Genomic DNA, 23,202 nt, shown 5'->3' with positions numbered 1-23,202 from the left:
CACCAACCGGGGAGACAGTCGGAGCGGCGAGACACGTCGGGACGCGTCGGGGCGCATCGAGACACGCCGGCGCGCGACGGCCGGCCGCCGAACACCCGAACGTTCCGAACTGTCCGTCTCACGGACCGTACCTGTTCCAAGACAGAAAATTCATACGCGGATAGCGGCCATACGACGACAATGGGTCGCCCGACAGAACGACGCCCGACCGCCGCGACCGCGGCCGGCGTCGAAGTGAGCGTCGTCCTCCCCGCCTACAACGAGGCGCGGACCATCGAGAACACGGTCCGCGTCACCGTCGAGACGCTCGAATCGTTCCTCCCCGCCGACGCCTTCGAAGTCATCGTGGCCGAAGACGGCTGCGACGACGAGACGCCGGAGATAGCCGATCGGTTGGCCGCCGAGGACGACCGGATTCGCCACTATCACAGCGACGCTCGCCTCGGCCGCGGCGGCGCACTCGAACGCGCCTTCGAGGCCGCCGACGGCGACACGCTCGTCTACTTCGACACGGACCTCGCCACGGACATGCGCCACCTCGAAGAGTTGGTCGAGCGCGTCCGCTCAGGCGAGTACGACGCCGCGACCGGGTCGCGCTGGATGCCCGACCGGGTCGCCGACCGCCCGCGGAAACGCGGCGTGCCGAGCCGGGCCTACAACGGCCTCGTCCGCCTGTTTCTCCGCTCGGACCTCCGCGACCACCAGTGCGGCTTCAAGGCCTTCAGCCGCGAGACGTTCGAGGCGCTCCGCGACGACGTGGAGGACAACCACTGGTTTTGGGACACGGAGATGCTCGTCCGCGCCCAGCGCGCCGGCTTCCGGGTCGCCGAGTTCCCCGTCGACTGGGAGCCGAAAGGCGACACGAAAGTCGACCTCGTCCGCGACATCCTCGGGATGGGAAGCCAGATTCTGCGGACGTGGTGGCAACTCACGGTCCGGCCGCGCATCACCCGCCGGGTGACCATCGTCGCCGGCCTGCTCTTGACCGTCTTCGCGCTCGCGCTGATGACGCTCTACATCGACCCCTCGGAGGTCATCGAGGTCCTCGGCGACGCCGACCCCGCGCTCGTCGCGGCCGCGGCGCTCATCTACGTCGTCTCGTGGCCGCTCCGTGGGATTCGCTACCGCGACATCCTCGCCGAACTCGGCTACCGCGAGAAGGCGGGCTTCCTCACGGGGGCGATATTCATCAGTCAGACCGGGAACCTCGTGTTCCCCGCCCGCGCGGGCGACGCCGTGCGCGCCTACGTCGTGAAGGCGCGCCGGAACATCCCGTACCCCTCGGGCTTCGCGTCGCTCGCGGTCGAGCGCGTCTTCGACCTGCTCACCATCGCGGGGCTCGCGGGACTCGTCCTCGTCGGTCTCGCGGCCACCGGCGGCCTCGACGACATCGCCACGGTGCTGGCGACCGGCGTGAGCGGCGGCTCGGTCGACGTGTCCGCCGACGACGTGCGCACCGTCGCCTACGTCGCCACCGGCGTCGGCGTCGTCGCCATCCTCGGCGTCCTCGGCATCGCGCTGTCGGCCCGCGCGGACCGGAACGTCGTCCGGGCGTTCGTCGGCCGGTTCTCGTCGGACTCCTACGTCGAACTCGTCGCGGGCGTCATCGAGCAGTTCGTCTCCGACCTGCAGGCGGTCGCCGGCAACCGCGCCGCCTTCGGCCGCGTCGGCCTGACGAGCCTCGCCATCTGGACCGTCGACGTGGTGACGGCCGTCGTCGTCCTGCTCGCGCTCGGCGTCGACATCGACCCCGTCGTCCTCGTCGGCGTCTCGTTTTTCGCCGTGAGCGTCGGGAACCTCGCGAAAGTGCTCCCGCTCTCGCCCGGCGGCGTCGGCCTCTACGAAATCGCCTTCACCGTGTTCATGGCCGCGCTCGCGCCGATTACGCCCGCCGCCGCGCTCGCCGCGGCGGTCCTCGACCACGCGGTGAAAAACGCCGTCACCATCGTCGGCGGCGTCGGCTCGATGCTGTCGCTCAACGTCTCGCTGACGACCGCGGTCGAAGAGAGCGCGGACGTGCGCGACCGCGACCGCGAACTCGCCGAATCGGAGTGACAGAGCGACTCAGTACAACTCACACCGGAAGGGCGCGAACGCGCCCGTCACGGCGGATTCGAGCGCGTCGGTGCGGGTGAGTCGGCCGCCGGTGAACACGCCGGCCGCGCCCTCGTTTTTCGCGATATCGTCGGTTCCGAGCACGTCGTCCATCACCGGACCGAGTTCCTCGCCTGCGTCGATGCGGTCCGCGATGCGGGCGGGGAGCGCGAGGCTCGGCCCCGCCGCGCGACCGACGCGCTCGCCGTCGGTTACGGCCGCCCACATCACCAGATACGTGTCGCGTTCGTCGGTGCCGTCGCCCGAGGAGAACGATGCGACACCGCCCTCGATGCCGACGCCGAAGTCGTAGTCGCCCGCGGCGAGCGCCCGCTCCGCGCGGGTGACCGCGCCCTCGATGGTCTCGTCGTGGCCCGTCGGCTGTTCGGAGACGCCCGAGTCGACGGCGACCGCCGTGACGGCCGCGTCGGGGCAGGTTCGTTCGACCGCGCGCCGCTTCACCGGGTTGCCGCTTCCGACCGCGATGTCCATGTCGGAAGCGCGTCGCCCGGTTATTTCCCTTCGTCGGATTCGGTCGCGGGCGCGGTCGCAGTCGCGGCCGCCCACGGCTCGGGGAGGTCGCAGTCGGGATGCAACAGTCGCGCGAGGCGGTCGACGCCCGAGACGACGGCGGGGCTCGGCTGATTGAGAAGCGAGTCATCGACGGCGTGGACTGCGGCGTCGAGGTTCCACCCACGGGCCTCGAACGCCTCGGGGTCGCCGCGTTCGCCCTTCCCGCAGGGGTGGAGAATCACGTGGTGGGGGTCGGCGGCCGCGACAGTCTCGGGGTCGACTTCGGCGGACCGCTCGCCGGGCGCGACGAACGGGGCTGAGCCTCCTGCGGCGCGGACGAGGTCGGGAACCCAGTTGCCGGCGGCCATCGGCGGGTCGGCCCACTCCTCGCAGTAGACCGTCGGGCGGTCGCGACCCGCAACCGCGTCGGCGACGCGGGCGAGGTGGTCGCGGCAGTCCTCGGCGAGCGTCGCGCCGGCGCTGGCGTCGCCCGCGGCGGCACAGACGACGGGAAACGAGTCGAACACCTCGTCGAGCGTCGTGGGCGCGACGTGGACCACGTCGTAGCCGCGCTCGCGGGCCGCCGCCGCGACGTCCGACTGGAGGTCGTCGCAGGTGCAGACGGCGTCGGCGTCGAGTTCGTCGACTCGGTCGAAGTCGGGGTTCAGCCAGCCGCCGACGACCGGCTTGTCGGTCGGCGAGTGGACGGTCGCCCCGACGACGTGGGCGTCGAGACCGGCGGCGTCGAGGATAGCCGTCGCGCTCGGCGCGAGCGAGACGACGCGAGGGTTCGCGGCCATGCGTGGTCGGAGCAACGTCCCTTCGCGAAAAGTATGTATCGCGTCACCGGTCGCCGGGAAGCCGCCGGGAGTGACCGGCGAATCGCCGAATCCCTCACGAACCTCAATTACCCGTGCGACGGCCTCACACAGCCAAACGAGGCCGCTCGCCGAAAGCGATACCAAACCATTTATGCGGTCGTCTGCGGTTGCTGGTGTTACGGACAGCATCCGGGTTCTAGCCGCCTCTAACCACCCCATCCCGGAGCACCCGCCGTCGTATCCATGAGTGAACGAATCTGGACCCGAAACCCCGGCGCACAGGAGCAGGAACGAGACACGCAGAACGGCCGACAGGAGGCCGAGACCGAACAGGAAGACACGAAGGGCGACACGCTGCAGTGCCCCGAGTGCGGCGGTCACGTCGTCACCGACGACGAACACGGCGAGACAGTCTGTAACGACTGCGGCCTCGTCGTGACCGCCGACTCCGTCGACCGCGGCCCCGAGTGGCGCGCGTTCGACGCCCGCGAGAAAGACGAGAAGTCCCGCGTCGGCGCGCCGACGACCAACACGATGCACGACAAGGGTCTGTCGACGAACATCGACTGGCGCGACCGCGACGCGTACGGGAACTCCCTCGGCGCGCGCCAGCGCCAGAAGATGCAGCGCCTCCGCAAGTGGAACGAGCGGTTCCGCACCCGCGACTCGAAGGAGCGCAACCTCAAGCAGGCGCTCGGCGAAATCGACCGCATGGCCTCCGCGCTCGGCCTGCCCGAGAACGTCCGCGAGACCGCCTCGGTCATCTACCGCCGCGCGCTCGACGACGACCTGCTCCCCGGCCGCTCCATCGAGGGCGTCGCCACGTCGTGTACCTACGCCGCCGCCCGCATGGCCGGCGTCCCGCGCTCGCTCGACGAAATCGCGGAGGTCTCGCGCGTCGAGAAGAGCGAGGTCGCCCGCACCTACCGCTACATCGCGCGCGAACTCTCGCTCGAGGTCAAGCCCGCCGACCCCGAGCAGTACGTCCCGCGGTTCGCCAGCGAACTCGGCCTCTCCGACGAGTCGAAGATGCGCGCGCGCCAGCTCCTGAAGAACGCCAAGGAGAAGGGCGTCCACTCCGGCAAGTCGCCGGTCGGCCTCGCCGCCGCCGCCGTCTACGCCGCCGCCCTCCTCACCAACGAGAAGACGACGCAGGCCGCCGTCAGCGACGTGGCCGACATCTCCGAGGTCACCATCCGCAACCGCTACCACGAACTCCTCGAAGCCGAGGAGAACCTCGGCCTCGTCTGAGGACCGATTCCGATTCGGACGCCCGCGCCGGACGACGGTTCGAGCCGGACGAAGCGACTCAGTTTTCGGTTATTCGCCCGCCAGCGGCGGCGCTGGTCGGGACGGCCGGCCGGAGGTAGTCCCGAAAGCCGTTCGACCGAGCGACCCGACCGGCCTCCCGCCGAGGCGAAGGGTTTTGTTTCGGGGGGAACACGTCCGTACGATGCGCACGACTCACGCCCTCACGGTGGGCGACGCCGCCGACACCGGACTCGCCGACGAGAGCGTGAACCTCGTCGTCACGTCGCCGCCGTACCCCATGATAGAGATGTGGGACGACCTGTTTTCGGCGCGCGACGACGCCGTCGCGGCGGCGCTCGATTCGGGCGACGGCGACGCCGCCTTCGAGGCGATGCACGAGCAACTCGACGCCGTCTGGGACGAGGTGGCTCGCGTGCTCGCACCCGGCGGAATCGCCTGCGTGAACGTCGGCGACGCGACCCGGAGCCTCGACGGGTCGTTTCGCCAGTACGCCAACCACGCCCGCGTGCTCACCGCGCTCGGTGAGCGAGGGCTGACGCCACTTCCCGACGCCATCTGGCGGAAGCCGACGAACCGCCTGACGAAGTTCATGGGCTCGGGGACGCTCCCGACGAACGCCTACGTCACGCTCGAACACGAGTACGTGCTGGTGGTTCGGAAGGGCGAACCCCGGTCGTTCCCGCCGGGCGACGACCGGCGCTACGAGAGCGCCTTCTTCTGGGAGGAGCGCAACCGCTGGTTCTCCGACCTCTGGGAGTTCGGCGGGACCGGCCAGGGCCTCGATTCGGGCGACAGAGAGCGCTCGGCGGCGTTCCCCGTCGAACTGCCGCTTCGCTTGATTCGGATGTACTCCGTCTACGGCGACACCGTCTTCGACCCCTTCGTCGGCACCGGCACCACGACGCTCGCGGCCATGCTCGCGGGGCGGAACTCGGTCGGCTACGACCTCGACGCCGACCTCGTCTCCGGGTTCGAACGCCGACTCGACGACCTCCCGGCGCGCTCGCTCGCGGAGGTCGAACGCCGACTCGACGACCACCGGGAGTTCGTCGCCGACCGCGACGAGCGACCCGGCCACGACGCCGAACACTACGACTTCCCGGTCGTGACTAAACAGGAGCGACGCATCCGCCTGTACCGCGTGTCGTCGGTCGAGGCGTCGGCCGACGGGGCGGACCGCGAGTTCACCGTCGAACACGAACCGCACGACGGGGCGGAGGCCACCAGCGCCGCGGGGACGTCGCCGACTTCGGAAGACGTGCAGACGACTGACTAACCTCGGAACGGTCGAACACGGGGCGTTCGGGCGGGTATCGACGTCCTTCAGTACGCATTGGCTGACTGTCCGACAATCCAGACGTTTAAGAGCGCGGACGACGACGCCAACGAACAATGCCCGATGCTCGTCGTCGCGCCGTCGTCGCCGCCCTCGTCGGCGTGGTTGGTGCCTCGCTCGGAATCGCCGGGGCTGGCCACGTCTATCTCCGCGAGTGGCGACGCGCGATCGCGTGGTTCACCTTCGTCGTCGGCGCGGGGCTGGTGTTGCTCTCGACGTTCGCCGACCCGGCGACCGTGACCGTGGACTCGGTTCCGAGAGAGGTGATGCTCCCCGTCCTCGGACTGCTGTTCCTGAGCGCGTTCGACGCCTACCGCGTCGGAAGTCGCCCGCGCGGCCGCAACGCGAACGGGGAGCCGACCTGCCCGGTCTGCGGCGGTGAACTCGACCGAAACCTCGACTTCTGTCCGTGGTGTGCGACGGAACTCGAATGGTACACGGTCGAAGAATAACTCGCTCCCGTCGGCGGTTCGCCTCGAAAAAACGGTTCTCCGGGACTACTTCTCGATGATGCTCTCTTCGACGGCCTCGCCGAAGTGACGAGCCGTGTCCTCGTAGTAGATGAGCATCTCGTCGCCGGGTTCGAGATCGGTGACCGCGGTCCGACCCTCTCGGGTGTGGACCTTGATGGTCTCGGCGTTCTGCAGGAGCGTGGTGACGCGGTCGCCCTCGTAGTCGGCGGAGATGCGGAACATCGGTCGCTTTTCTATCTTCACGCGCCCGACGATGGCCTCGCGGGTGTTCCCGTTCGTGTCGATGAGCTGCACCTCGTCGCCGCTTTCGAGTTCGGAGAGATAGACCGTGCCGCCGTCGGGGGTCCGCGCGTAGGCGTGGACCGCGCCGGCGTTGACTCTGAACGGCCGAGACGCGACGTACGGGGACTTCGCCGTCTCGGCGTGGACAAAGAAAAGGCCGCGTGCCATCGAGCCGACGAGCATCCCCTCGTCGTGGTCCATGATGGTTCCCGTGTCGACGCAGACGCGGTCGGCCATACCCGTGCGTTCGACCTCCGTGACCTCGGCCCAGACGAGGTCGAGCGACTCGCGTTCGGCCTCGTCGCGGACCTCGACGGTCTTTCGAATCTCGTCGGGGTCGTCGCTGTCGAGGAGGACGCCGTCGGAGCCGAGTTCGAGCGTCTCGAAGGCGGTCTTGGCCTCCTCGGCGGTCGTGACGCCCGCGATGAGGTCGGTCTCCTCGCCGATGCGGGCGATGAGATTCTCCAGCGGGATGATGGTCCAGTCCTCGCCGATGACGATGGTGTAATCGCCGTCGCGGGCGGCCTCCTCGGCGAACGCCTCGTAGTCCTTGCTCAGGATGCGGACGTACGACCCGTTTGCGAGGTCGTCGCCGCGGCGGAGCGTCGTCAGGTCGGCGGACCCGGAGAAGTCGGAGGGGAGTTCGACGGTCGCGTCGCCCTCGCCGTCCTTGCCGACGATGTAGGCGTCTGCGAGCGCCTCGGGCTCTTCGTCGCCTTCCTCTGCTTCCATCACGTGGACGTCGGCGTCGGTCCGGAACGCGGCGATGTTGACGTCGCCGAGTTCGCGCACCTTCTCGACGTCGGCCTCGTCGACGAGAACCCAGTCGACGCCGGCTTCCAGTCCGGCCGTGATGCGTCGCTTCCGCGTCTCCCAGTCGCCGACCGCGTCGTCGGCTTTGAGCCAGACGCTTCGTGTCATTATCGACTTCACTCGGTGGGTGGGCTTGAACGTGGCGGATGAATCAACGGACGGCGAACGGGTCGCGCCGGGACGACGAGGCCGGAACCCTACCAATTCTATATCGCGCCATAGAGTTTATTTCTGTAATGCGGGTCGAAATGCGGCGATTGAACGACCGATTCGAACGCGCTGGCGCGAGTCGAAGACTTCGATTGGGGCTGTTGAGTCTGAGACACAGGCTTGGGAGGGCGCGGTGATTGCGACGGAGTTCGGAGGACAGCACCTGCGGTCGAGTCGAAGGCTTCGACACGGGTGTTCGAGAACGACACTTCGACGGGACGGTGATTGGGTCGCAGTTCGGAGAGAGTTCCCGGCCGAGACTGGTCAGCCGTGGCACTTGGTCGAGAGGCGAGTCAACTGCACACCGTGGAATCGATTGTGAGTCCGCCCTCTGGCGAGTTCGCCCGGGCTATCGAGGATAACTGACTCGCAGATGTAGAACCGGTCGGCACACGTGCGACCCGATATCCCGTACGAAACCCCGGGGGGTAACGGTCGGGAAGACCGACTCCGTCAACCGCCATCGACGCGGTGGGTCGGTGATCTAGTTCGCTTTCCGAGGGTGGACGCTGTCGCCGACGCAGGCCAGTGGGCGTCAATCGAACGCGAAGTTCGAATCCCACGGGCCACTCGGCGAGCAGAGAATCAAGCGGAGAGCCGAGTGTGTGGTCCAGCCGAGTCGTCGAAAAACACCGACCGGTCTCCAGCAGGCCGTCGTCTCGTCTGAATCGGTAGCCGATAAACCAATTACGGCGATATGAAAACAGTCAGAACGCGTCCAGCCCCGTCTGGACCGTGCCGCCCTCGTGGTCGAGGAGCGCGCGCTTCAGGTCGACGCCGCCGGCCGCGGAGAAGCCGCCGAGGGAGTCCGCGCCGACGACGCGGTGACACGGGACGACGAGCGGGACCGGATTCCGCCCGCAAGCCTGCCCGACGGCGACCGCGTGGCTGTCGAGTTCGGCCGCGACCTCGCCGTAGGTGCGCGTCTCGCCGTGCGGAATCGACGCCATGACGCGCATCACGTCGCCGGTAAAGGAGTCGGGAACCGCACGTCCACGTCGAACTCGCGGCGCTCTCCGCGTTCGTACTCGGCGAGTTGCTCGCGAAGCGACTCGGGAGAACACCCGAGGAGTCGTTCGTCCACGTCGACCGCGAACTCCCACATCGTGACGCGCATACTTGGAGTTCGCGCTCGGCGGGTATCTATCTGTAGGCCGGCGATGTGGAGAAAACAGAACCGTCGTCGGAAAGCCGCGAGCCGCGTTACGCCTCGATACCGAGACCGGCGCGTTCGAGGGCCGTATCGGCGTCGGCGTCGTCGTGGATGACGGCGCTCACGGCGCGGGTGATGGCCTCGGGGTTCTCGTGTTGGAAGATGGAACGGCCCATCGAGACGCCGGCCGCGCCGGCGTCCATCGTGCCGCGGACCATCTCGACCGTCTCGCGGTCGGTGCCGCGACTGCCGCCGGCGATGACGACCGGCAGGCGCGTGGCCTCGACGACGCGACCGAAGGACTCCGCGTCGCCGCTGTAGGCCGTCTTCACCACGTCGGCACCGACTTCCTCGGCGAGGCGGACGGCGTGGGCGAGCGCCTCGGGGTCCTGTTCGTCGATGCCGGGACCGCGGGCGTAGGACATCGCGAGGACGGGCACGCCGAAGTCGGCGGCGCGGGAACAGAGGTCGGCGAGTTGGGTCATCTGGTCGGGCTCGTAGTTCGAGCCGACGTTGATGTGGAAGGAGACGGCGTCGGCACCGACGCGGAGGGCGTCTTCGACGGTGCCGGTGAGTCGCTTGTCGTTTTCGTCCGGACCGATGACGGTCGAGCCGTTTACGTGAACGATGTAGCCTTTGCCGTTCTTGTTCGGGTGGACGCGCGGCGCGGTGCCCTTGTGCGTGAGGACGGCGTCCGCGCCGCCGCGGGTGATGCCGTCGATGGTGGATTCGATATCGACGAGGCCCGTGACCGGGCCGAGGGTGATGCCGTGGTCCATCGGGACGATGAGGTATCGCCCGTCTGTGGAGATGCGTTCGAGTCGTGCGGAGAGTCCGATGTCGGTGTTCATGTATGAGAAAGGGTGGCAGAGTGGTTATGTGCGTTCCGGATGCGGTGGGCGTTGCGACGCGCCCGCTACCGCACCGTCTTTCAGCTCGCGGGCGAGCGTTTCGAGGCGGTCGGCGACTGTTTCGGCGTCGTCGCCGTTCTCGTGGCCCTCGGCGACGATATCCACGAGCGCGCTCCCGACGATGATGCCGTCGGCACCGCTGGCGACGATGCGCTCGGCGTGGTCGCCGCTACTGATGCCGAAGCCGACCGCCTTGGGCACGTCGTAGTCGGTGAGTCGTTCGAGCGACGAACCGGTCTGGTCGGAGACGCTCGACTGCGCGCCCGTCGTGCCGAGGCGCGCCTGCACGTAGACGTAACCCGAGACCTGTTCCATGATGCGGTCGAGACGCTCGCCGCGGGTCGTCGGCGCGACGATGAAGACGAGGTCGAGGCCGAACTCGTCGCAGGCCTCGCGGAGCGGGTCGGCCTCCTCGGCCGGCAGGTCGGGGACGACGAAGCCCTCGATGCCGACTTCGGCGGCCTTCTCGACGAACGGCCGCGGGCCGTTACTCACGGTTTCACCGCTCGTGTTCGAGGCGCGTTGCGCCTCGCTCTCGTCGCCGTAGCGGTAGATGAGGTTGTAGTAGGTCATACAGACCAGCGGCACCGACACGTCGAGGTCCTCGACGAACTCGAAGAATCGCGTCGGCGTCATCCCGCCTTCGAGCGACCGAACCACCGCGTTCTGGATGGTCGGCCCCTCGGCGATGGGCTCCGAGAACGGAAGCCCGAGTTCGATGACGTCCGCGCCGCCGCGTTCGAGCGCCTCGACGTATTTCAGCGAGGACTCGTAGTCGGGGTCGCCGGCGGCGAGGTAGGGGACGAACGCCGGGCCGTCGGCGAAGGCGTCTTCGAGCGACATCACAGGCCCCCCGTGAACTCGTCCATGTTCGGCGCGATATCGATGTCGCGCTCGTAGGTCTCCTCGATGGCCGATTCGAGGTCTTTGTCGCCGCGGCCGGAGACGTTGACCACGACGTACTCGCCGAGGCCGTCCGCTTCCTCGGAGTCGGGCGCGTCGGGACCGGCGACCGATTCGAGGTAGCCGAACGCGTGGGCCGACTCCAGCGCGGGGATGATGCCCTCCATCTGGGAGAGCCGGTGGAACGCGGTCAACGCCTCGTCGTCGTCGACGTTGACGGCGGTGACGCGACCGGTGTCCACGAGGTGTGCGAGTTCGGGGCCGACACCGGCGTAGTCGAGGCCCGACGACACCGAATGCGACTCCATAATCTGGCCGTCGCGGTCCTGCAAGAGCCGGGTGCGCGCGCCGTGGAGAATGCCCTCCGTGCCGGTCGTGAGCGACGCCGAGTTAGGTGCGACGCCGGCTTCCTCGTCCACTTCGAGCGTCGAGCCGCCGGCCTCGACGGCATAGAGCGCGGTCTCCTCGTCGTCGACGAACTCGGCGAACGCGCCCATCGTGTTCGAACCGCCGCCCGCGCAGGCGACGACGGCGTCGGGGAGCCGTCCGAGCTTCTCTCTGGCCTGCGTGCGGGCCTCCTCGGAGATGACCGACTGGAAGTCCCGAACCATGCTCGGGAACGGGTGCGGGCCGACGACGGAGCCGATGACGTAGTGGGTGTCTTCGACGTTAGTCGCCCAGTCGCGCATCGTCTCGGAGATAGCCTCCTTGAGCGTGCCGCGGCCGACGGTGACGGGGTTCACCTCGGAGCCGTTGAGCTTCATCCGGAAGACGTTGGGGCGCTGGCGGTTGATGTCGCGCTCGCCCATGTAAATCTCGCAGGGCATATCGAGGTGGGCGCAGGCCATCGCCGTGGCGGTGCCGTGCTGGCCCGCGCCGGTCTCGGCGATGATGCGCTCTTTGCCCATGTACTTCGCCAGCAAGACCTGTCCGAGGGCGTTGTTGAGCTTGTGCGCGCCGCCGTGGAGGAGGTCCTCGCGCTTAAGGTAGACCTCGCGGTCGTAGCGCTCGGAGAGTCGGTCCGCGCGCTGGAGGGGCGTCGGCCGCCCGCCGAAGTCCCGCAGTCGCGCGCGGAAGTCGTCCATGAACCCGTCTTCGTTGTCGAGGACGTACCGCTCGTACGCGTCGTTCAGTTCCTCGATGGCCGGCATGAGTGCCTCGGGAACGTACTGTCCGCCGTAGTCGCCGAATTTGCCGTCTGCGCTCATTGTGTAAGTGTCTCCGTGTTCTGTCGCACGTCGCCGTCCATGATGGCCGTCCCGACGAGGAGGGCGTCGGCACCGGCCTCGCGCATCCGTCGCGCGTCTTCGACCGTCTTCACGCCGCTTTCGGCCACGAGAAGCACGTCCTCGGGCGCTTCGGGCGCGAGTTCCTCGAACGTGCCGAGGTCGACTTCGAGCCGTCCGAGGTCGCGGTTGTTGATGCCGACGATGTCGGCGCCGGCCGCGAGCGCCGCCGTGAGTTCCTCGCGCGTATGGACCTCCACGAGCGGCTGGAAGCCGCGGTCGCGAGCCGCCTCGACGAGGTCCGGGAGGTCCTCGCCGACGAACCGCGCGATGAGGAGCACGAGGTCGGACTCGACGACGTCCAGTTGAGCCTCGTTCATGATGAAGTCCTTGCGGAGGACGGGCACGTCGACGGCCTCGCGGATGCGCTGCAGGGACTCGGTCGAGCCGCCGAAGTGCTCGGGTTCGGTGAGAACCGACAGCGCCGTCGCGCCGCCGGCGACCATCTCGCGGGCCAGTTCGACCGGGTCGTCCTCGCGGACGCCCGCTGTCGTCGGACTCGTGGGCTTCACCTCAGCGATGACGGGGACCCGGCCCGCGGCCTCCGTCTCGGCCACGGCCTCGGGGAACGACCGCGCGTCGACCGACACGCGCGTCTCCCCGCCGGGTCGCTCCCGCGCGCTCTCCAAGATGGCGCGCACGTCGGGAGCTAATTCGTCTCCACTAGCGTTCATTGATGTACACTAACGCACGTATCTGTACATAAGGCTTGCGTCGGCGGGGACACTCACCGTTTGGCGCGTGCGCGCGGGCGAGAGCGCGCCGTCGAAGGGGGCGGACTCCACGCCGTCGCCGGAAGGGTCAAGCGTCCGGCGACGGGAGCCGAACGTATGCCCGTCTCGGGAATCTACGCGCGCGAATCGTCCACGCTCGGCCGCCCGGTTCAGGTCGGCGTGGTCAGCGGAAAGGTCATCAACGTCTCGTTCCCGGACTCGCTACCGGCGGACGCCGAGTCAGAGCACGACCACCTCGACGCCGTGTTGGCCGCCATCGACCGGGGCGAGACGGACCTCTCGTCGGTCCCAATCGGTCTGACCGTCCCGACCGACCAGCGAAGCGTGCTGGAGTCGCTTCGAAACGTCCCACAGGGCGACACCGTCGACGTGGCTCTGCTCGTCCGCATGTCCGGGCTCGACCCCGAAGACGACGACTCCGAGCGCGTCGTCCGGAAGGCGCTCGCGGCCAATCCCGTTCCGGTCGTCGTCCCCGACCACCGCGTGACAGACGGTCCGAGCGCCGCGCCAGACGACGTGGTCGAGGCGCTCCGGAAGTCGGAAGGAATCTAGTTTTCGGTCGTCGCTGTCACCGTCACCACCGCAGTCACCGGAGTTCAGAAGGGCATCGCGTCGGTCTCGCGCCGGAGCGCGAGGTAGCCCAGCAGGCCGCCGACGAGGAACAGCGTGCTCGCGAGTCCGACCGACTGCACGCCGGTGGCGAGTTCGGCGAACTGCGAGAGGCCGGCGAGGACGAACCCGCCGCCGGCGACGTACTTGAGTCGGCTGTCCACCGGAATTCGAAGCGTGACGACGCCGAGGAGAACCGCCGTCAGTCCGAAGGCGGCGTCGGCCGCGAGCCGGAGCGTCGGGTTCCCGGTGGCGAACGCCGCGACGACGAGCGCCAGATAGCCGATGAGCCCCGCCTGCGTCAACTGCCGCGTGTCGAGATCCATACTGGCTACGCGTGATGCGGACACTTGAACGCATCCCCGCGCCGCGGCCGCGACGGCGGGCGGTTCGGCAGTCGTCGCCGATGCGGCGAGGCCCCGCTACCAGCCGAACAGCTCGTGTCCCGCGAACTCCAGCGCGTTCACGAGATAGTGGGCGACGATCACGACCAGCAGGCTCTCGGTGAGGACGAACGCCGCCGCGAGAACGAACCCGAGGAGGCCCGTGACGATGATGCCGAGTCGACCCTGTGCGCCGTGACCCGCACCGAAGGCGGCCGACGACACGGCCGCCAAGAACCACGGCGACACGTCGAAGCCGGCGGCGACCGCCCCCACGAGTGCGCCCCGGAACAGCAGTTCCTCGAAGCCGGCGATGAGGGGGAGCGCGACCGCGAACAGGAACACCCAGCCCGCGGTCGTCCGCGGCGTCAGCGACTCGCGGACCGCCTCGTCGGGCGCGATGCCGAATCGCTCGCTGACCGTCGAACCGACCCGGTTGGCCCCGTAGAGCGCGATGCCGAGCCCGACGCCGATAGCGAGCTTCGTCGGGAGGTCGGTGACGGAGAGCCCGAGCGCCGCGGCCGGTACGCCGGCGTACCACGCGCCGAGGCCGAGAAAGCCACCGAGGAACGCCTGTGAGAGCGCGACGTTGGCGAGGAGGAGATGCGGCGGGAGGTCCCCGGCGGACGCGGAGCGCTCCGAGACGGCCGAGACGGGGGCCGTAGTGACGCCGTGAGAGGTCGCCCGGCTGGTGTCGGGTTCGGAACCGGCTTTCGCGTCGGGGTCGGCGTCGTCCCCAACGTCGCCTTCGGCGAGCGTCGGCGACTCGGGTCGCGGCGACGCGCCGGTCGAATCGACCGAAAAGGAGGCCAGCGAGACGGTGTCGGGGGCAGCCGATTCGTCGGAATCGGTTGGTTCGGTGGGAGGCGAAACGGAGTCGTCCGGCGTATCGACTCGGGTGTTTTGGGAGGGGTCGGAGTCGGCATTGTGGTTGGAGTCGGCATCGTCGTCGTCGGGAGCGACGGGCGCGTCGGAGTCGGTCCCCTCAGCGTGCGGGACGCCGCGAGAAAAGTGCGCGAGAGAGAGTAAGACGACGAGGACGAGGCCGGTGAAGCCTGCGAACGCCGCCCAATCGGTCATCCGGCGTTACTGCGGGCTGGGGCTGGAGGGCCCCTTGACGCCCTGGCCCTTGTTGAGGGCGGAGCCGGTGATGCTCTTGAGGCGGTCCACGAGCGAGTCCTTCTCGGGTTCGCCTTCGAGGGCGACGTCGAGGACTTCGCTGATGTGCGAGACGGGGATGATGTCGACCATCTCCTTGTACTCGTCTTCGATCATCACGTCCTGCTCGTTGGCGGCGGGGATGATGACCGTCGAACAGCCGGCCTTCGCGGCGGCTTCGATCTTGTGGGTGACGCCGCCGACCGGGAGCACGTCGCCGCGCACCGACAGCGAGCCGGTCATGGCGACCGACTGGTCGATGGGGATGTCCTCCAGCGCGGAGATGACGGCGGTCGCGACCGTGATGGACGCGGAGTCGCCGTCGACGCCCTGCTGGCCGGTCTGGACGAACTGCACGTGCACGTCCATCTCCGAGAGGTCCTGGTTGGAGAACTTCTTGATGATAGCCGAGACGTTCTGGACGGACTCCTCGGCCATCTCCTTGAGCTGGCCGGTCGCGATGACCTGTCCGGGGCCCTGCGAGGGCGTGACTTCGGCCATCACGGGGAGCATGATACCGGAGTCTTCGCCCATGACGGCGAGGCCGTTGACGCGGCCGGTGACGAAGCCGTCGTTGACCGACAGCTCGTAGTCCTTGCGGCGCTCGATGTACTGGTCCGCGATCTGCTGCTCGATGGAGCGCGCGCGGCGCTTCGCCTGCAGCACGTGGTCGCGGGTGGTCAGCTCGGCGTTCTCGCCGCGAGCGATGTCGCCCGCGACGCGGACGAGGCCGCCGAGGTTACGGAATTCGAGGGTGAGGTGACCCTTGCGACCGGCGCGGCGGCGGGCTTCGAGGATGAGCTCCTCGACCGCCTCCTCGGTGAAGTGCGGGAGCCGGCCGTCGTTGGTGACCTCCTGGGCCACGAAGCGCGCGTACTTGCGGCGCATCTCCGGGGTGTCCTCGATGGTGTCGTCCATGTACACCTCGTACCCGTAGCCCTTGATACGGGAGCGGAGCGCGGGGTGCATGTTCTCCATCGCGTCGAGGTTACCCGCGGCAATCATGATGAAGTCCGTCGGGACGGGTTCGGTCTGGACCATCGCGCCCGAGGAGCGCTCGGACTGGCCCGTGATGGAGAACTCGCCCTCCTGGATGGCCGTCATCAGGTGCTGCTGGCTGCGCACGTCGAGGGTGTTGATCTCGTCGATGAACAGGACGCCCTTGTTCGACTTGTGAATCGCGCCGGGTTCGACGCGGTCGTGGCTGGGCGTCTCCATGCCGCCGGACTGGAACGGGTCGTGGCGGACGTCGCCGAGGAGCGCACCCGCGTGAGCGCCCGTCGCGTCCTGGAACGGCGCGGACTTCTGGTCGGCGTTGTTCACGATGAGGTTCGGAATCATCGCGTCGCTGCCGCGCGAGCCGTAGCGGAACGCGAGGTAGATGATACCCGCGGCGAGGATGCCGAGCAGGACCTGCTGGGCGATGATGAGCGAGTAGCCCAGCACGACCGCGATGATGATCCACATGAGGAACGAGCGCATCTGGTTGCGCTTGCGTGCCTCCTCTTTGTGCGCCTCGACGATCTGGTCACCCTTGCCCGCGGGGACCGTGCGGACCTTGGGGCGATTGCCGTCGTCGGGGTTGTGGTAGACGAGCACGTCCTGAAGCTCCTCGCGGGGGAGAAGCTCGGACATCGCCTTGGCGAGCATCGACTTCCCCGTCCCCGGGGAGCCGATCATCATGACGTGGCGGCGCTGCTTGGCCGCCTTCATGATGACGTCGCGGGCGTGCTCCTGCCCGATGACCTGGTCGACGAGGCGGTCCGGGACGGGAATCTCGTCGGTCGTCTCTATCTGGAGACCACCGAGGAGGTCGTCCTCGTCCACGTTCTCGGCCACGTCGGCGTCGATTTCGACATCGCTCCCGAGGTCGTCGATCGTCTTCTTATCGACCTCTTCGGCCTCGTCGTGCTGGAGCGTCCCCCCGTCGTCGATACCCTCTTCCGAGGGCGCGTCGTCGGGTGAATCCTCCCGCTCGTGGAGGCTGTCGTCGGTGTTCGTATCGTTACTCATAGAACTGTCGTCGCTACTTCTAACGTAGGCCCTGCGACTGATATACTTTCTCCCCGGGTGCATCCGGCGTACCTTGCCGTAACCTCGGGTTTCGACCGTCCTACCACCGGAATACCGGAATTCTCGTAACTCGGCGTATTTATAAGTAATCCGGACTAACGCCCGACGCATGCGGGGGTTCTACATCGGCCGATTCCAGCCGTACCACAACGGCCACCACCGAATGGTCGAAGAGATTGCCACCGAAGTCGACGAACTCGTCCTCGGCATCGGGTCCGCGGGCGATTCGCACTCGCCGCGGAACCCGTTCACCGCGGGCGAGCGAATCATGATGGTCAACAAGGCCGTCTCCGACTTCGACATCACGACCTACGCGGTCCCCATCGAGGACCTCGACCGCAACTCGGTGTGGGTCAGTCACGTCCAGTCGATGTCCCCCGCGTTCGAGGTGGCGTACTCCAACAACCCGCTCGTCATCCAACTGTTCAAAGAGGCGGGCGTCGAGGTCCACCAGTCGCCCATGTTCAACCGCGAGGTGCTGGAGGGCACGGAGGTCCGCCAGCGCATGATAGAAGACCGCGACTGGGAGTCGCTCGTCCCCGACGAGGTGGCCGACGTGGTCCGCGAAATCGACGGCATCGAGCGCCTCCAGCGCGTCACGGCCACCGACGGCTCGGAGCGCCTCGGCGACGACGAGGACCGCGACCCGAACCCCTGTTGAGATGATTACCCTCGCGTCCGACTTCGGACTGGCGTACCCGGCCGCGATGAAGGGCGTCGTCCTCTCGCGGACCGACGCCCGACTCGTGGACGTGGCCCACGACCTCCCGCGGCAGGACGTGCGCGCGGCCGCCTTCTGGCTCCGCGAGACGCTTCCGTACTTCCCGCCCGCGGTCCACCTCGTCGTGGTCGACCCCGGCGTCGGGACCGACCGCCGCGCGGTGGTTCTCCGCGTCGGCGACCACGTCTTCGTCGGCCCCGACAACGGCGTCCTCCGCCCGCCGGCGCGACGCGTCGCCGCCGAACTCGCCGACGGCGCGCCCGCCGAGGCCTACGAAATCGACGTTCCGAACCCCGATTCGACGACCTTCCACGGACGGGACGTGTTCGCGCCCGCGGCCGCCGACGCCCACGTCGCGGGCGCGTCGGCGCTCGGGTCGGTCGACCGCTTCGACCCGATTGCGCTCGACTCGCTCGCCGAGTGCCGTCTCCCCGAGGCGACCGTCTCGGCCGACGGCCGCGAGGCGACGGGCGAGGTGCTCGTCGTCGACGACTTCGGCAACTGCATCACCAACGTCCCGGGCGAGTTCGTCCGCGACGCGGCGGTCGAGGCCGTCTCAGTAAACGGCGAGTCGGTTCCGGTCGGTCGCACGTTCGAGGCCGTCCCGCGCGGCGAGAAACTGCTCACCGTCGGCAGTCACGGCAACGTCGAGTGCGACGTGAACCACGGCCGCGGCGACGAGGCGTTCGGCCTCGCGCCCGGCGACCGCGTCGAACTCCGGGTCGACTGATGGGCGTTCTCGTCTCCGTCCCCGCCCTCAGTTCCGCCGTCGCCCCCGCCTCCGTCGTCGTCCCCGAAATCGACCCCTTCGCCGTCATGAACGTCGTCGGTCTCCTCGCGTTCGCGGTCGCGGGGGCGCTCAAGGCCGCCGAAGCCGGTCTCGACGTGTTCGGCGTCTCCGTCCTCGGCGTCGTGACCGCTCTCGGCGGCGGGACGACCCGCGACGTGCTGGTCGACCGGCTACCGGCCTCGCTCGCGGGGACGTGGGACATGAGCGTCGCGCTCGTCGGCGTCGCCCTCGCAATCGTCCTCATCCACTCGATAGAGGGGCGCGTGCGCGACCATCCGGCGTTCCTGACCACCGACGCGGTCGGGCTGTCGGCGTTCGCGGCGACCGGTGCGCTCGTCGGCGTCGACGCCGGCGTCACGTCGTTCGGCGTCGTCGTCCTCGCGACCATCACGGCCGTCGGCGGCGGCTCCATCGCCGACATCCTCATCGGGCGCGTGCCGGTCGTCCTCCGCGACGACTTCTACGCGACGCCCGCCGTCGTCGGCGGCCTCGCCTTCCTCGCGGCCCGCGCGGTCGGCGCGCCGACCGGCGTCCCCTCGGGGCTGTGCGCCGCGGTCGTCTTCTCGGTGCGGTTGCTCGCGCTCCGCTACGACTGGCGGTTGCCGCGGGTCTGAGCCGGCGCAGCGGAGGATAGAAACCGATAGCCGATTCTCGCTCGCTCGTGTCACAGGTGCCGTTCGACAGAGCGGCCCGCGTCTGCGTTGGCTTCGCACTCGGTGTCGAACAGGTGCCACAGGAACGCAAAACGACGGAAAAAGCGACACGAAGTGGCCCGGCGGCAGAACGCACCGCCGGTGGGTGGGGGAGAGTGTTCTGCGGGCGGTTCGGTTACTTGGCGGCGATGACGTCGTCGATGCGGACGATCATCGTCGCGGCCTCAGTCGCGGACTCGATGGCTTCGCGCTTGACCGCGACGGGGTCGATGACGCCGAGTTCGACGGGGTCGCCGATTTCGCCGCTGCGGCCCGAGGAGATGATGCCGGCGATGCCCTCGTTTTCGTAGCGGGCGCGGAGGTCGACGAGCGCGTCGATGGGGTCCATGCCGGTGTTCTCGGCGAGGGTGCGCGGGAGCGCCTCCACGGCGTCGGCGTAGGCCTCGACGGCCAGTTGCTTGCGGCCCTCGATGCCGGCGGCCTCGGAGCGGATGCGGTCGGCGATGGCGATTTCGGTCGCGCCCGCGCCGGGGACGACCCCGCCCTTGTCGATGGCGGCGACGACCACGTCGACCGCGTCTTGGATGGCGCGTTCGAGTTCGTCGACGACGTGTTCGGTGCCGCCGCGGAGGAACAGCGTGACGGCCTTCGCCGCCGAGCCGCCCTCGACGAACGCGAGGTCGTCGTCGCCGAAGGTGCGGATGCTCACGGAGTCGACGTGGCCGAGGTCGGACTCGTCGAGGTCGGACAGCGAGCCGAGGCGCTTCGCGCCGGTCGCGCGGGCGAGAGCGCGGGCGTCGGACTTCTTCACGCTCTTGAACGCGAGGATGCCCGCGTCGGCGAGGTAGCCCGCGACGCGGTCGTCGATGGACTTGGTGCAGAACACCACGTCGACGCCGGCGTCCTTGAGGGCCGCCGCGTAGCCGCGGAGTTCCTTGTCCTCGGCGTCGATGGCCGCGGTGAGCTGGTCGACGGAGGTGATGTTGTACTCGGTGTCGACCTCGCCCTTGCGGACGTCGAGTTTCATGTCGAGGACCGCGACGGTCGCGTCGGAGACGGCCCGGGGCATGTTCTCGTTGACGGGTTCCTTGTCGAGGACGACGCCCTCGACGAGTTCGGTCGCCGAGGAGGACGCGCCCGTGCGGGTGAGCACGCGAACGTCGTCGCGGTGGAAGGCCCCGTCGCCGTCACCGTGGACCATCTGGACCGCCTTGACGACGTGTTTAGCGAGCACGTCGGCGGTCACGTCGCCGGTTCCCTTGCCGGTCATGGAGGATTCGGCGACCTTGCGGAGCAGGTCGTCGTCGAGCGTCACGTCGAGGACCATGTCGTCGATGGCGTCTTGGGCGATGCGGGCGGCCTCGGTGTAGCCCTCGACGATGACCGTCGGGTGGAGGTCGTCGTCGAGGAGGTCCTCGGCGTGCGCGAGGAGTTCGCCGGTGAGGACGGCCGCGGTGGTCGTGCCGTCGCCGACTTCCTCCTCTTGGGTCTGGGAGACTTCGACGATCATCTGCGCGGCGGGGTGCTCGATGTCCATCTTCTCGAGGATGGTCGCGCCGTCGTTCGTGATGACGACCTCGCCCGAGGAGTCGACGAGCATCTTGTCCATGCCGCGCGGGCCGAGTGTGGTCCGTACGGCTTCGGCGACAGCCTTCCCAGCGCGGATGTTGGAATCCTGCGCGGAGCGGCCGTGCGTTCGGTTCGTCCCCTCTGCGAGAATGTATAACGGTTGCTGCATTCGTGAAGCCATGTTGAAACCTCAACCGCTATCAACGATTGCAGTTCTATAAATACGTTTCGGCGAGAGTGAGCTACGAAATCGCACGACAGGGCGACGGTTTTCGGATTCGAATGCGAGGCGACCGTGGTTCGAATCGCCGGCTGAACGAGGGCGCGTTCGGGAGCACGAGGTCACGCTGGAGTGGGCGGTGTGCGGACGATGGTGGCGGCTGGACGACGAGACCGTTGGACGACCGGACTCGGGCGACGACGCGCTCGGACGGCGCTCGATTCGGACGCGTCGCTAGTCGTCGAGCGGATCGACGGTGAGCGTCCCGTCGCCGAACAGCGAGACGAGATGGCCAGCGTACTGGAACGAGAACCGTCGAGACGGGTCGTGAGAAGGGTGAAAGAGAACGTCGAGAGCTTCGGGGTCAACGCCGATCTCCGAGAGCGGCGGGAGTTCGAGTGGGCTGAGTTCCGTGGCCGTCGCGACCGCCGAGGCGATGGCGACCGCCACCTCGTCGTACCGTTCGACGGAGGTGGTTACCACGGACCCGGCTCCATCTTCGAGCGGGTCGTCCATACAGTCCGAATCGGTAGTGTAGTACCTATTGGTGTGGGTTGACTATGTAACCCGTTATTGTGGGGGTCGCTCGTCCCGAATCCGCTCTGCGAGCGTCCGGTAGGCGCGTTTGAGGCGGGCGGCGACCGCCTGCCGCGAGATGCCGAGTTCCGTGCCGAGTTCGTCCAGCGAGGTGTCTCTGTGCTCGTCGAAGTAGCCGCGTTCGAGCGCGAGAAGCAGGGCTTCCAGTTGCGTGTCGGTCAGTCCGTCGCTCGCCGGGGCTTCCTCGGCCGCGACCGACGTGATGCGGTCGAACTCGGTGTCGATGCCGTGGGCCGCCCACTCGCGTCTGAGGTCGGTCAGCACGCGGTGCGAGGAGACCCGAAGTTTGAGCCACCACGAGTCGGCGGTCGAGAGGCACTCCAGGAGAACCGCGTCCCGCGCCACCAACGCCGCCAGAATAGGCGTCTCGGAGACGTTCCACGTGACGCCGTAGAGCGCCCGGTCCGAGACGGATTCGACGAGCGTGAGGTCGTCGACGCTCGGGAGCGACCGCACCGCCTCTCCGAACGACGCCGCCTCGGGGCCGCGAACCCAGACGAATGACGCCGCCTGCGAGGCGGTCGGGACGGAGCGTTCCAGTTCGAGTTCGACGTCGTGTTCCTCGACCGCGGGCCCGAACGGGAGCGCGGACAACGGCGCGACGACCTCGACGATGAGGCACACGCGTTGAAGATGCGCGGGGTAGGCCAAAAAACTGCGTCTCAGCGTCTCTCCGTACCGTCGTGAAGGAATGAACGTCACGCGTCGGTGAACGAACGACCCGGAACTGTGGGCTCGGTGAAACGACGGCGGCGGATTCTGCAACCTATTTGGCGCACACCGGTGAGTGACTCGACAATGCTGGAGTTGGAACACGGGTTCAGGGTCGTGGACGTGAACGCCCGCCTCGACCCCGACGAACAGTCGGTCGCGGCGCGCGGGCGGGAGATTAGCCCCGAGCGGTTGGAGCGCGAACTGCATCAGGCGGGCGTCGTTCGCGCCGTCGTCTCGCCGGGCGCACAGCGGGTCGAGGGGAGCTACCTCCGCCCGAACAACGCGGTCGCGCGGATGAGCGTCGACCGGCCGTTCCTGGCGTTCGCCCGCATCAACGGCCCGCGCGACCCGAGCGGCCGGGCCTCCGCGCGGCTCCGGAACCTCACGTCGTCGCGGGCGGACCACCACGCCGACCCCGACGACATCGAGCAGTACGCCTACGACGACCGCTTCCACGGGTTCTCGCTCGCGCCGGCGGTCGACGGGCTCCCGGACGACGAGACGCTCGCGATGCTGGAGGACGTCGGGCTTCCCGTCTTCGTCGAGGGCGGACAGGTGTTCGAGCCGAGCGCCGTCGCCGAGTCGCTCCTCGGCCGGTTCCCGGTCATCCTATCGAGCTTCGGCGGCTTCCCGCTCGACCGCGGGCTGATGGACGAGGCCATCGACCTCCTCGACGACCACGACGACCTCTACCTCGACACGAGTTTCGTCCGCTATCGGAGCGTGCTCGAACGCGCGCTCCTCGAACACCCGGACCGCGTGCTGTTCGGTAGCGGCGCACCGGAGACCCACCCGAACGTGGGCGTCATGGAGATTCTGACGCTCGACGTGTCGGAGGACGCGCTGGCGAAGGCGTTCTCGAAGAACGCGGCGCGGGTCATCGAGGCGCTCGCTCCCGGAGAGCGGTAAAACGA

22 protein-coding genes and 1 pseudogene are annotated in these 23,202 nt (G+C 68.3%); 9 read left to right on the top strand and 14 right to left on the bottom strand.

What is annotated here, in order from left to right:
• Positions 1 to 180 precede the first annotated feature (180 nt).
• A complete protein-coding gene (gene aglD / locus AUR65_RS00240; protein ID WP_058565815.1) occupies positions 181 to 2,055 on the top strand; it encodes a flippase domain-containing glycosyltransferase AglD in 1,875 nt (624 codons plus the stop codon).
• A 9-nt stretch (positions 2,056 to 2,064) separates the two neighbouring features.
• Here aglD and yjjX read toward each other — a convergent pair whose 3' ends face one another.
• Positions 2,065 to 2,586, bottom strand: coding sequence for an inosine/xanthosine triphosphatase (gene yjjX / locus AUR65_RS00235; RefSeq protein ID WP_058565814.1), 522 nt, complete (start codon positions 2,584 to 2,586; stop codon positions 2,065 to 2,067).
• A 20-nt stretch (positions 2,587 to 2,606) separates the two neighbouring features.
• Positions 2,607 to 3,407 (bottom strand): helical backbone metal receptor, encoded by an 801-nt coding sequence (locus AUR65_RS00230; RefSeq protein ID WP_058565813.1) that lies wholly within the window; start codon positions 3,405 to 3,407, stop codon positions 2,607 to 2,609.
• Positions 3,408 to 3,671: 264 nt separating this feature from the next.
• Between AUR65_RS00230 and AUR65_RS00225 the strand changes: the two genes are divergently transcribed.
• From AUR65_RS00225 to AUR65_RS00215, 3 genes are all read left to right on the top strand, one after another.
• Positions 3,672 to 4,679: a transcription initiation factor IIB gene (locus AUR65_RS00225; protein WP_007275131.1), complete on the top strand. Its 1,008-nt coding sequence runs from the start codon at positions 3,672 to 3,674 to the stop codon at positions 4,677 to 4,679.
• 202 nt (positions 4,680 to 4,881) lie between these two features.
• Positions 4,882 to 5,976, top strand: a complete 1,095-nt coding sequence (locus tag AUR65_RS00220; RefSeq protein ID WP_058565812.1) for a DNA-methyltransferase — start codon at positions 4,882 to 4,884, stop codon at positions 5,974 to 5,976.
• A 116-nt stretch (positions 5,977 to 6,092) separates the two neighbouring features.
• A complete protein-coding gene (locus tag AUR65_RS00215) occupies positions 6,093 to 6,488 on the top strand; it encodes a DUF7575 domain-containing protein (RefSeq protein ID WP_058565811.1) in 396 nt (131 codons plus the stop codon).
• A 45-nt stretch (positions 6,489 to 6,533) separates the two neighbouring features.
• Here the strand turns inward: AUR65_RS00215 and AUR65_RS00210 are convergent, their stop codons facing one another.
• The 6 genes and pseudogenes from AUR65_RS00210 to trpC form a co-directional block, all read right to left on the bottom strand.
• Positions 6,534 to 7,712, bottom strand: coding sequence for a 3-dehydroquinate synthase II (locus AUR65_RS00210; RefSeq protein ID WP_058565961.1), 1,179 nt, complete (start codon positions 7,710 to 7,712; stop codon positions 6,534 to 6,536).
• Between the two features lie 809 nt (positions 7,713 to 8,521).
• Positions 8,522 to 8,931 (bottom strand): annotated as a pseudogene (locus AUR65_RS00205) (methylated-DNA--[protein]-cysteine S-methyltransferase).
• A gap of 86 nt (positions 8,932 to 9,017) precedes the next feature.
• Positions 9,018 to 9,818 (bottom strand): 2-amino-3,7-dideoxy-D-threo-hept-6-ulosonate synthase, encoded by an 801-nt coding sequence (locus AUR65_RS00200; protein ID WP_058565810.1) that lies wholly within the window; start codon positions 9,816 to 9,818, stop codon positions 9,018 to 9,020.
• Positions 9,819 to 9,842: 24 nt separating this feature from the next.
• Positions 9,843 to 10,721 carry a tryptophan synthase subunit alpha gene (gene trpA / locus AUR65_RS00195; protein ID WP_058565960.1) on the bottom strand — a complete coding sequence of 293 codons (879 nt, stop codon included), beginning with the start codon at positions 10,719 to 10,721 and terminating at the stop codon, positions 9,843 to 9,845.
• Positions 10,721 to 11,989 carry a tryptophan synthase subunit beta gene (trpB, locus tag AUR65_RS00190; protein WP_058565809.1) on the bottom strand — a complete coding sequence of 423 codons (1,269 nt, stop codon included), beginning with the start codon at positions 11,987 to 11,989 and terminating at the stop codon, positions 10,721 to 10,723. The genes trpA and trpB overlap by 1 nt, the downstream gene beginning before the upstream one ends.
• Positions 11,986 to 12,741 carry an indole-3-glycerol phosphate synthase gene (gene trpC / locus AUR65_RS00185; protein WP_058565808.1) on the bottom strand — a complete coding sequence of 252 codons (756 nt, stop codon included), beginning with the start codon at positions 12,739 to 12,741 and terminating at the stop codon, positions 11,986 to 11,988. The genes trpB and trpC overlap by 4 nt, the downstream gene beginning before the upstream one ends.
• A 156-nt stretch (positions 12,742 to 12,897) precedes the next feature.
• Here trpC and AUR65_RS00180 point away from each other — a divergent pair, with 156 nt between their 5' ends.
• Positions 12,898 to 13,353 (top strand): MGMT family protein, encoded by a 456-nt coding sequence (locus AUR65_RS00180; protein WP_058565807.1) that lies wholly within the window; start codon positions 12,898 to 12,900, stop codon positions 13,351 to 13,353.
• A 44-nt stretch (positions 13,354 to 13,397) separates the two neighbouring features.
• On the opposite strand, the gene AUR65_RS00175 is transcribed toward AUR65_RS00180, so the two are convergent.
• The 3 genes from AUR65_RS00175 to lonB all read right to left on the bottom strand — a co-directional run bounded on the left by AUR65_RS00175 (position 13,398) and on the right by lonB (position 16,964).
• Complete coding sequence (locus AUR65_RS00175; protein ID WP_058565806.1) at positions 13,398 to 13,736, bottom strand: hypothetical protein; 339 nt, start codon at positions 13,734 to 13,736, stop codon at positions 13,398 to 13,400.
• A gap of 96 nt (positions 13,737 to 13,832) precedes the next feature.
• Complete coding sequence (locus tag AUR65_RS00170; protein ID WP_058565805.1) at positions 13,833 to 14,873, bottom strand: type II CAAX endopeptidase family protein; 1,041 nt, start codon at positions 14,871 to 14,873, stop codon at positions 13,833 to 13,835.
• Positions 14,874 to 14,879: 6 nt separating this feature from the next.
• Positions 14,880 to 16,964: an ATP-dependent protease LonB gene (gene lonB / locus AUR65_RS00165; protein ID WP_058565804.1), complete on the bottom strand. Its 2,085-nt coding sequence runs from the start codon at positions 16,962 to 16,964 to the stop codon at positions 14,880 to 14,882.
• Between the two features lie 169 nt (positions 16,965 to 17,133).
• On the opposite strand from lonB, the gene AUR65_RS00160 reads away from it, so the two are divergent.
• Genes AUR65_RS00160 through AUR65_RS00150 form a run of 3 tightly spaced genes read left to right on the top strand, consistent with a single transcriptional unit; the run spans position 17,134 to position 19,149 of the window.
• Positions 17,134 to 17,685, top strand: coding sequence for a nicotinamide-nucleotide adenylyltransferase (locus tag AUR65_RS00160; protein ID WP_058565803.1), 552 nt, complete (start codon positions 17,134 to 17,136; stop codon positions 17,683 to 17,685).
• Position 17,686: 1 nt separating this feature from the next.
• Positions 17,687 to 18,475 (top strand): SAM hydrolase/SAM-dependent halogenase family protein, encoded by a 789-nt coding sequence (locus tag AUR65_RS00155; protein ID WP_058565802.1) that lies wholly within the window; start codon positions 17,687 to 17,689, stop codon positions 18,473 to 18,475.
• Positions 18,475 to 19,149 carry a trimeric intracellular cation channel family protein gene (locus AUR65_RS00150; protein ID WP_058565801.1) on the top strand — a complete coding sequence of 225 codons (675 nt, stop codon included), beginning with the start codon at positions 18,475 to 18,477 and terminating at the stop codon, positions 19,147 to 19,149. Before AUR65_RS00155 ends, AUR65_RS00150 begins: the two co-directional genes overlap by 1 nt.
• Positions 19,150 to 19,363: 214 nt before the next feature.
• Here the strand turns inward: AUR65_RS00150 and thsA are convergent, their stop codons facing one another.
• The 3 genes from thsA to AUR65_RS00135 form a co-directional block, all read right to left on the bottom strand.
• Positions 19,364 to 20,926 carry a thermosome subunit alpha gene (gene thsA / locus AUR65_RS00145; protein WP_058565800.1) on the bottom strand — a complete coding sequence of 521 codons (1,563 nt, stop codon included), beginning with the start codon at positions 20,924 to 20,926 and terminating at the stop codon, positions 19,364 to 19,366.
• A 285-nt stretch (positions 20,927 to 21,211) separates the two neighbouring features.
• Positions 21,212 to 21,493, bottom strand: a complete 282-nt coding sequence (locus tag AUR65_RS00140) for a HalOD1 output domain-containing protein (RefSeq protein ID WP_058565799.1) — start codon at positions 21,491 to 21,493, stop codon at positions 21,212 to 21,214.
• A 54-nt stretch (positions 21,494 to 21,547) separates the two neighbouring features.
• Positions 21,548 to 22,198 carry a helix-turn-helix domain-containing protein gene (locus tag AUR65_RS00135; protein WP_058565798.1) on the bottom strand — a complete coding sequence of 217 codons (651 nt, stop codon included), beginning with the start codon at positions 22,196 to 22,198 and terminating at the stop codon, positions 21,548 to 21,550.
• 174 nt (positions 22,199 to 22,372) lie between these two features.
• Here AUR65_RS00135 and AUR65_RS00130 point away from each other — a divergent pair, with 174 nt between their 5' ends.
• Positions 22,373 to 23,197, top strand: coding sequence for an amidohydrolase family protein (locus AUR65_RS00130; RefSeq protein ID WP_058565797.1), 825 nt, complete (start codon positions 22,373 to 22,375; stop codon positions 23,195 to 23,197).
• Positions 23,198 to 23,202 lie beyond the last annotated feature (5 nt).

It is taken from the genome of Haloferax marisrubri, assembly GCF_001469875.2.
Lineage (GTDB): Archaea > Halobacteriota > Halobacteria > Halobacteriales > Haloferacaceae > Haloferax > Haloferax marisrubri.
This window is presented reverse-complemented; position numbering and strand designations above follow the sequence as displayed.

Excerpts from the sequence above, each read along its gene's own strand:
- AUR65_RS00140 (WP_058565799.1), bottom strand. The coding sequence starts at position 21,493 with ATGGACGACCCGCTCGAAGATGGAGCCGGGTCCGTGGTAACCACCTCC.
- trpA (WP_058565960.1), bottom strand. The coding sequence starts at position 10,721 with ATGTCGCTCGAAGACGCCTTCGCCGACGGCCCGGCGTTCGTCCCCTAC.
- AUR65_RS00215 (WP_058565811.1), top strand. The coding sequence starts at position 6,093 with ATGCCCGATGCTCGTCGTCGCGCCGTCGTCGCCGCCCTCGTCGGCGTG.
- AUR65_RS00230 (WP_058565813.1), bottom strand. The coding sequence starts at position 3,407 with ATGGCCGCGAACCCTCGCGTCGTCTCGCTCGCGCCGAGCGCGACGGCT.
- AUR65_RS00220 (WP_058565812.1), top strand. The coding sequence starts at position 4,882 with ATGCGCACGACTCACGCCCTCACGGTGGGCGACGCCGCCGACACCGGA.
- trpB (WP_058565809.1), bottom strand. The coding sequence starts at position 11,989 with ATGAGCGCAGACGGCAAATTCGGCGACTACGGCGGACAGTACGTTCCC.
- AUR65_RS00150 (WP_058565801.1), top strand. The coding sequence starts at position 18,475 with ATGGGCGTTCTCGTCTCCGTCCCCGCCCTCAGTTCCGCCGTCGCCCCC.
- yjjX (WP_058565814.1), bottom strand. The coding sequence starts at position 2,586 with ATGGACATCGCGGTCGGAAGCGGCAACCCGGTGAAGCGGCGCGCGGTC.
- aglD (WP_058565815.1), top strand. The coding sequence starts at position 181 with ATGGGTCGCCCGACAGAACGACGCCCGACCGCCGCGACCGCGGCCGGC.
- AUR65_RS00130 (WP_058565797.1), top strand. The coding sequence starts at position 22,373 with ATGCTGGAGTTGGAACACGGGTTCAGGGTCGTGGACGTGAACGCCCGC.
- AUR65_RS00160 (WP_058565803.1), top strand. The coding sequence starts at position 17,134 with ATGCGGGGGTTCTACATCGGCCGATTCCAGCCGTACCACAACGGCCAC.
- AUR65_RS00200 (WP_058565810.1), bottom strand. The coding sequence starts at position 9,818 with ATGAACACCGACATCGGACTCTCCGCACGACTCGAACGCATCTCCACA.
- AUR65_RS00210 (WP_058565961.1), bottom strand. The coding sequence starts at position 7,712 with ATGACACGAAGCGTCTGGCTCAAAGCCGACGACGCGGTCGGCGACTGG.
- AUR65_RS00175 (WP_058565806.1), bottom strand. The coding sequence starts at position 13,736 with ATGGATCTCGACACGCGGCAGTTGACGCAGGCGGGGCTCATCGGCTAT.
- trpC (WP_058565808.1), bottom strand. The coding sequence starts at position 12,741 with ATGAACGCTAGTGGAGACGAATTAGCTCCCGACGTGCGCGCCATCTTG.
- AUR65_RS00170 (WP_058565805.1), bottom strand. The coding sequence starts at position 14,873 with ATGACCGATTGGGCGGCGTTCGCAGGCTTCACCGGCCTCGTCCTCGTC.
- AUR65_RS00180 (WP_058565807.1), top strand. The coding sequence starts at position 12,898 with ATGCCCGTCTCGGGAATCTACGCGCGCGAATCGTCCACGCTCGGCCGC.
- thsA (WP_058565800.1), bottom strand. The coding sequence starts at position 20,926 with ATGCAGCAACCGTTATACATTCTCGCAGAGGGGACGAACCGAACGCAC.
- lonB (WP_058565804.1), bottom strand. The coding sequence starts at position 16,964 with ATGAGTAACGATACGAACACCGACGACAGCCTCCACGAGCGGGAGGAT.
- AUR65_RS00225 (WP_007275131.1), top strand. The coding sequence starts at position 3,672 with ATGAGTGAACGAATCTGGACCCGAAACCCCGGCGCACAGGAGCAGGAA.
- AUR65_RS00155 (WP_058565802.1), top strand. The coding sequence starts at position 17,687 with ATGATTACCCTCGCGTCCGACTTCGGACTGGCGTACCCGGCCGCGATG.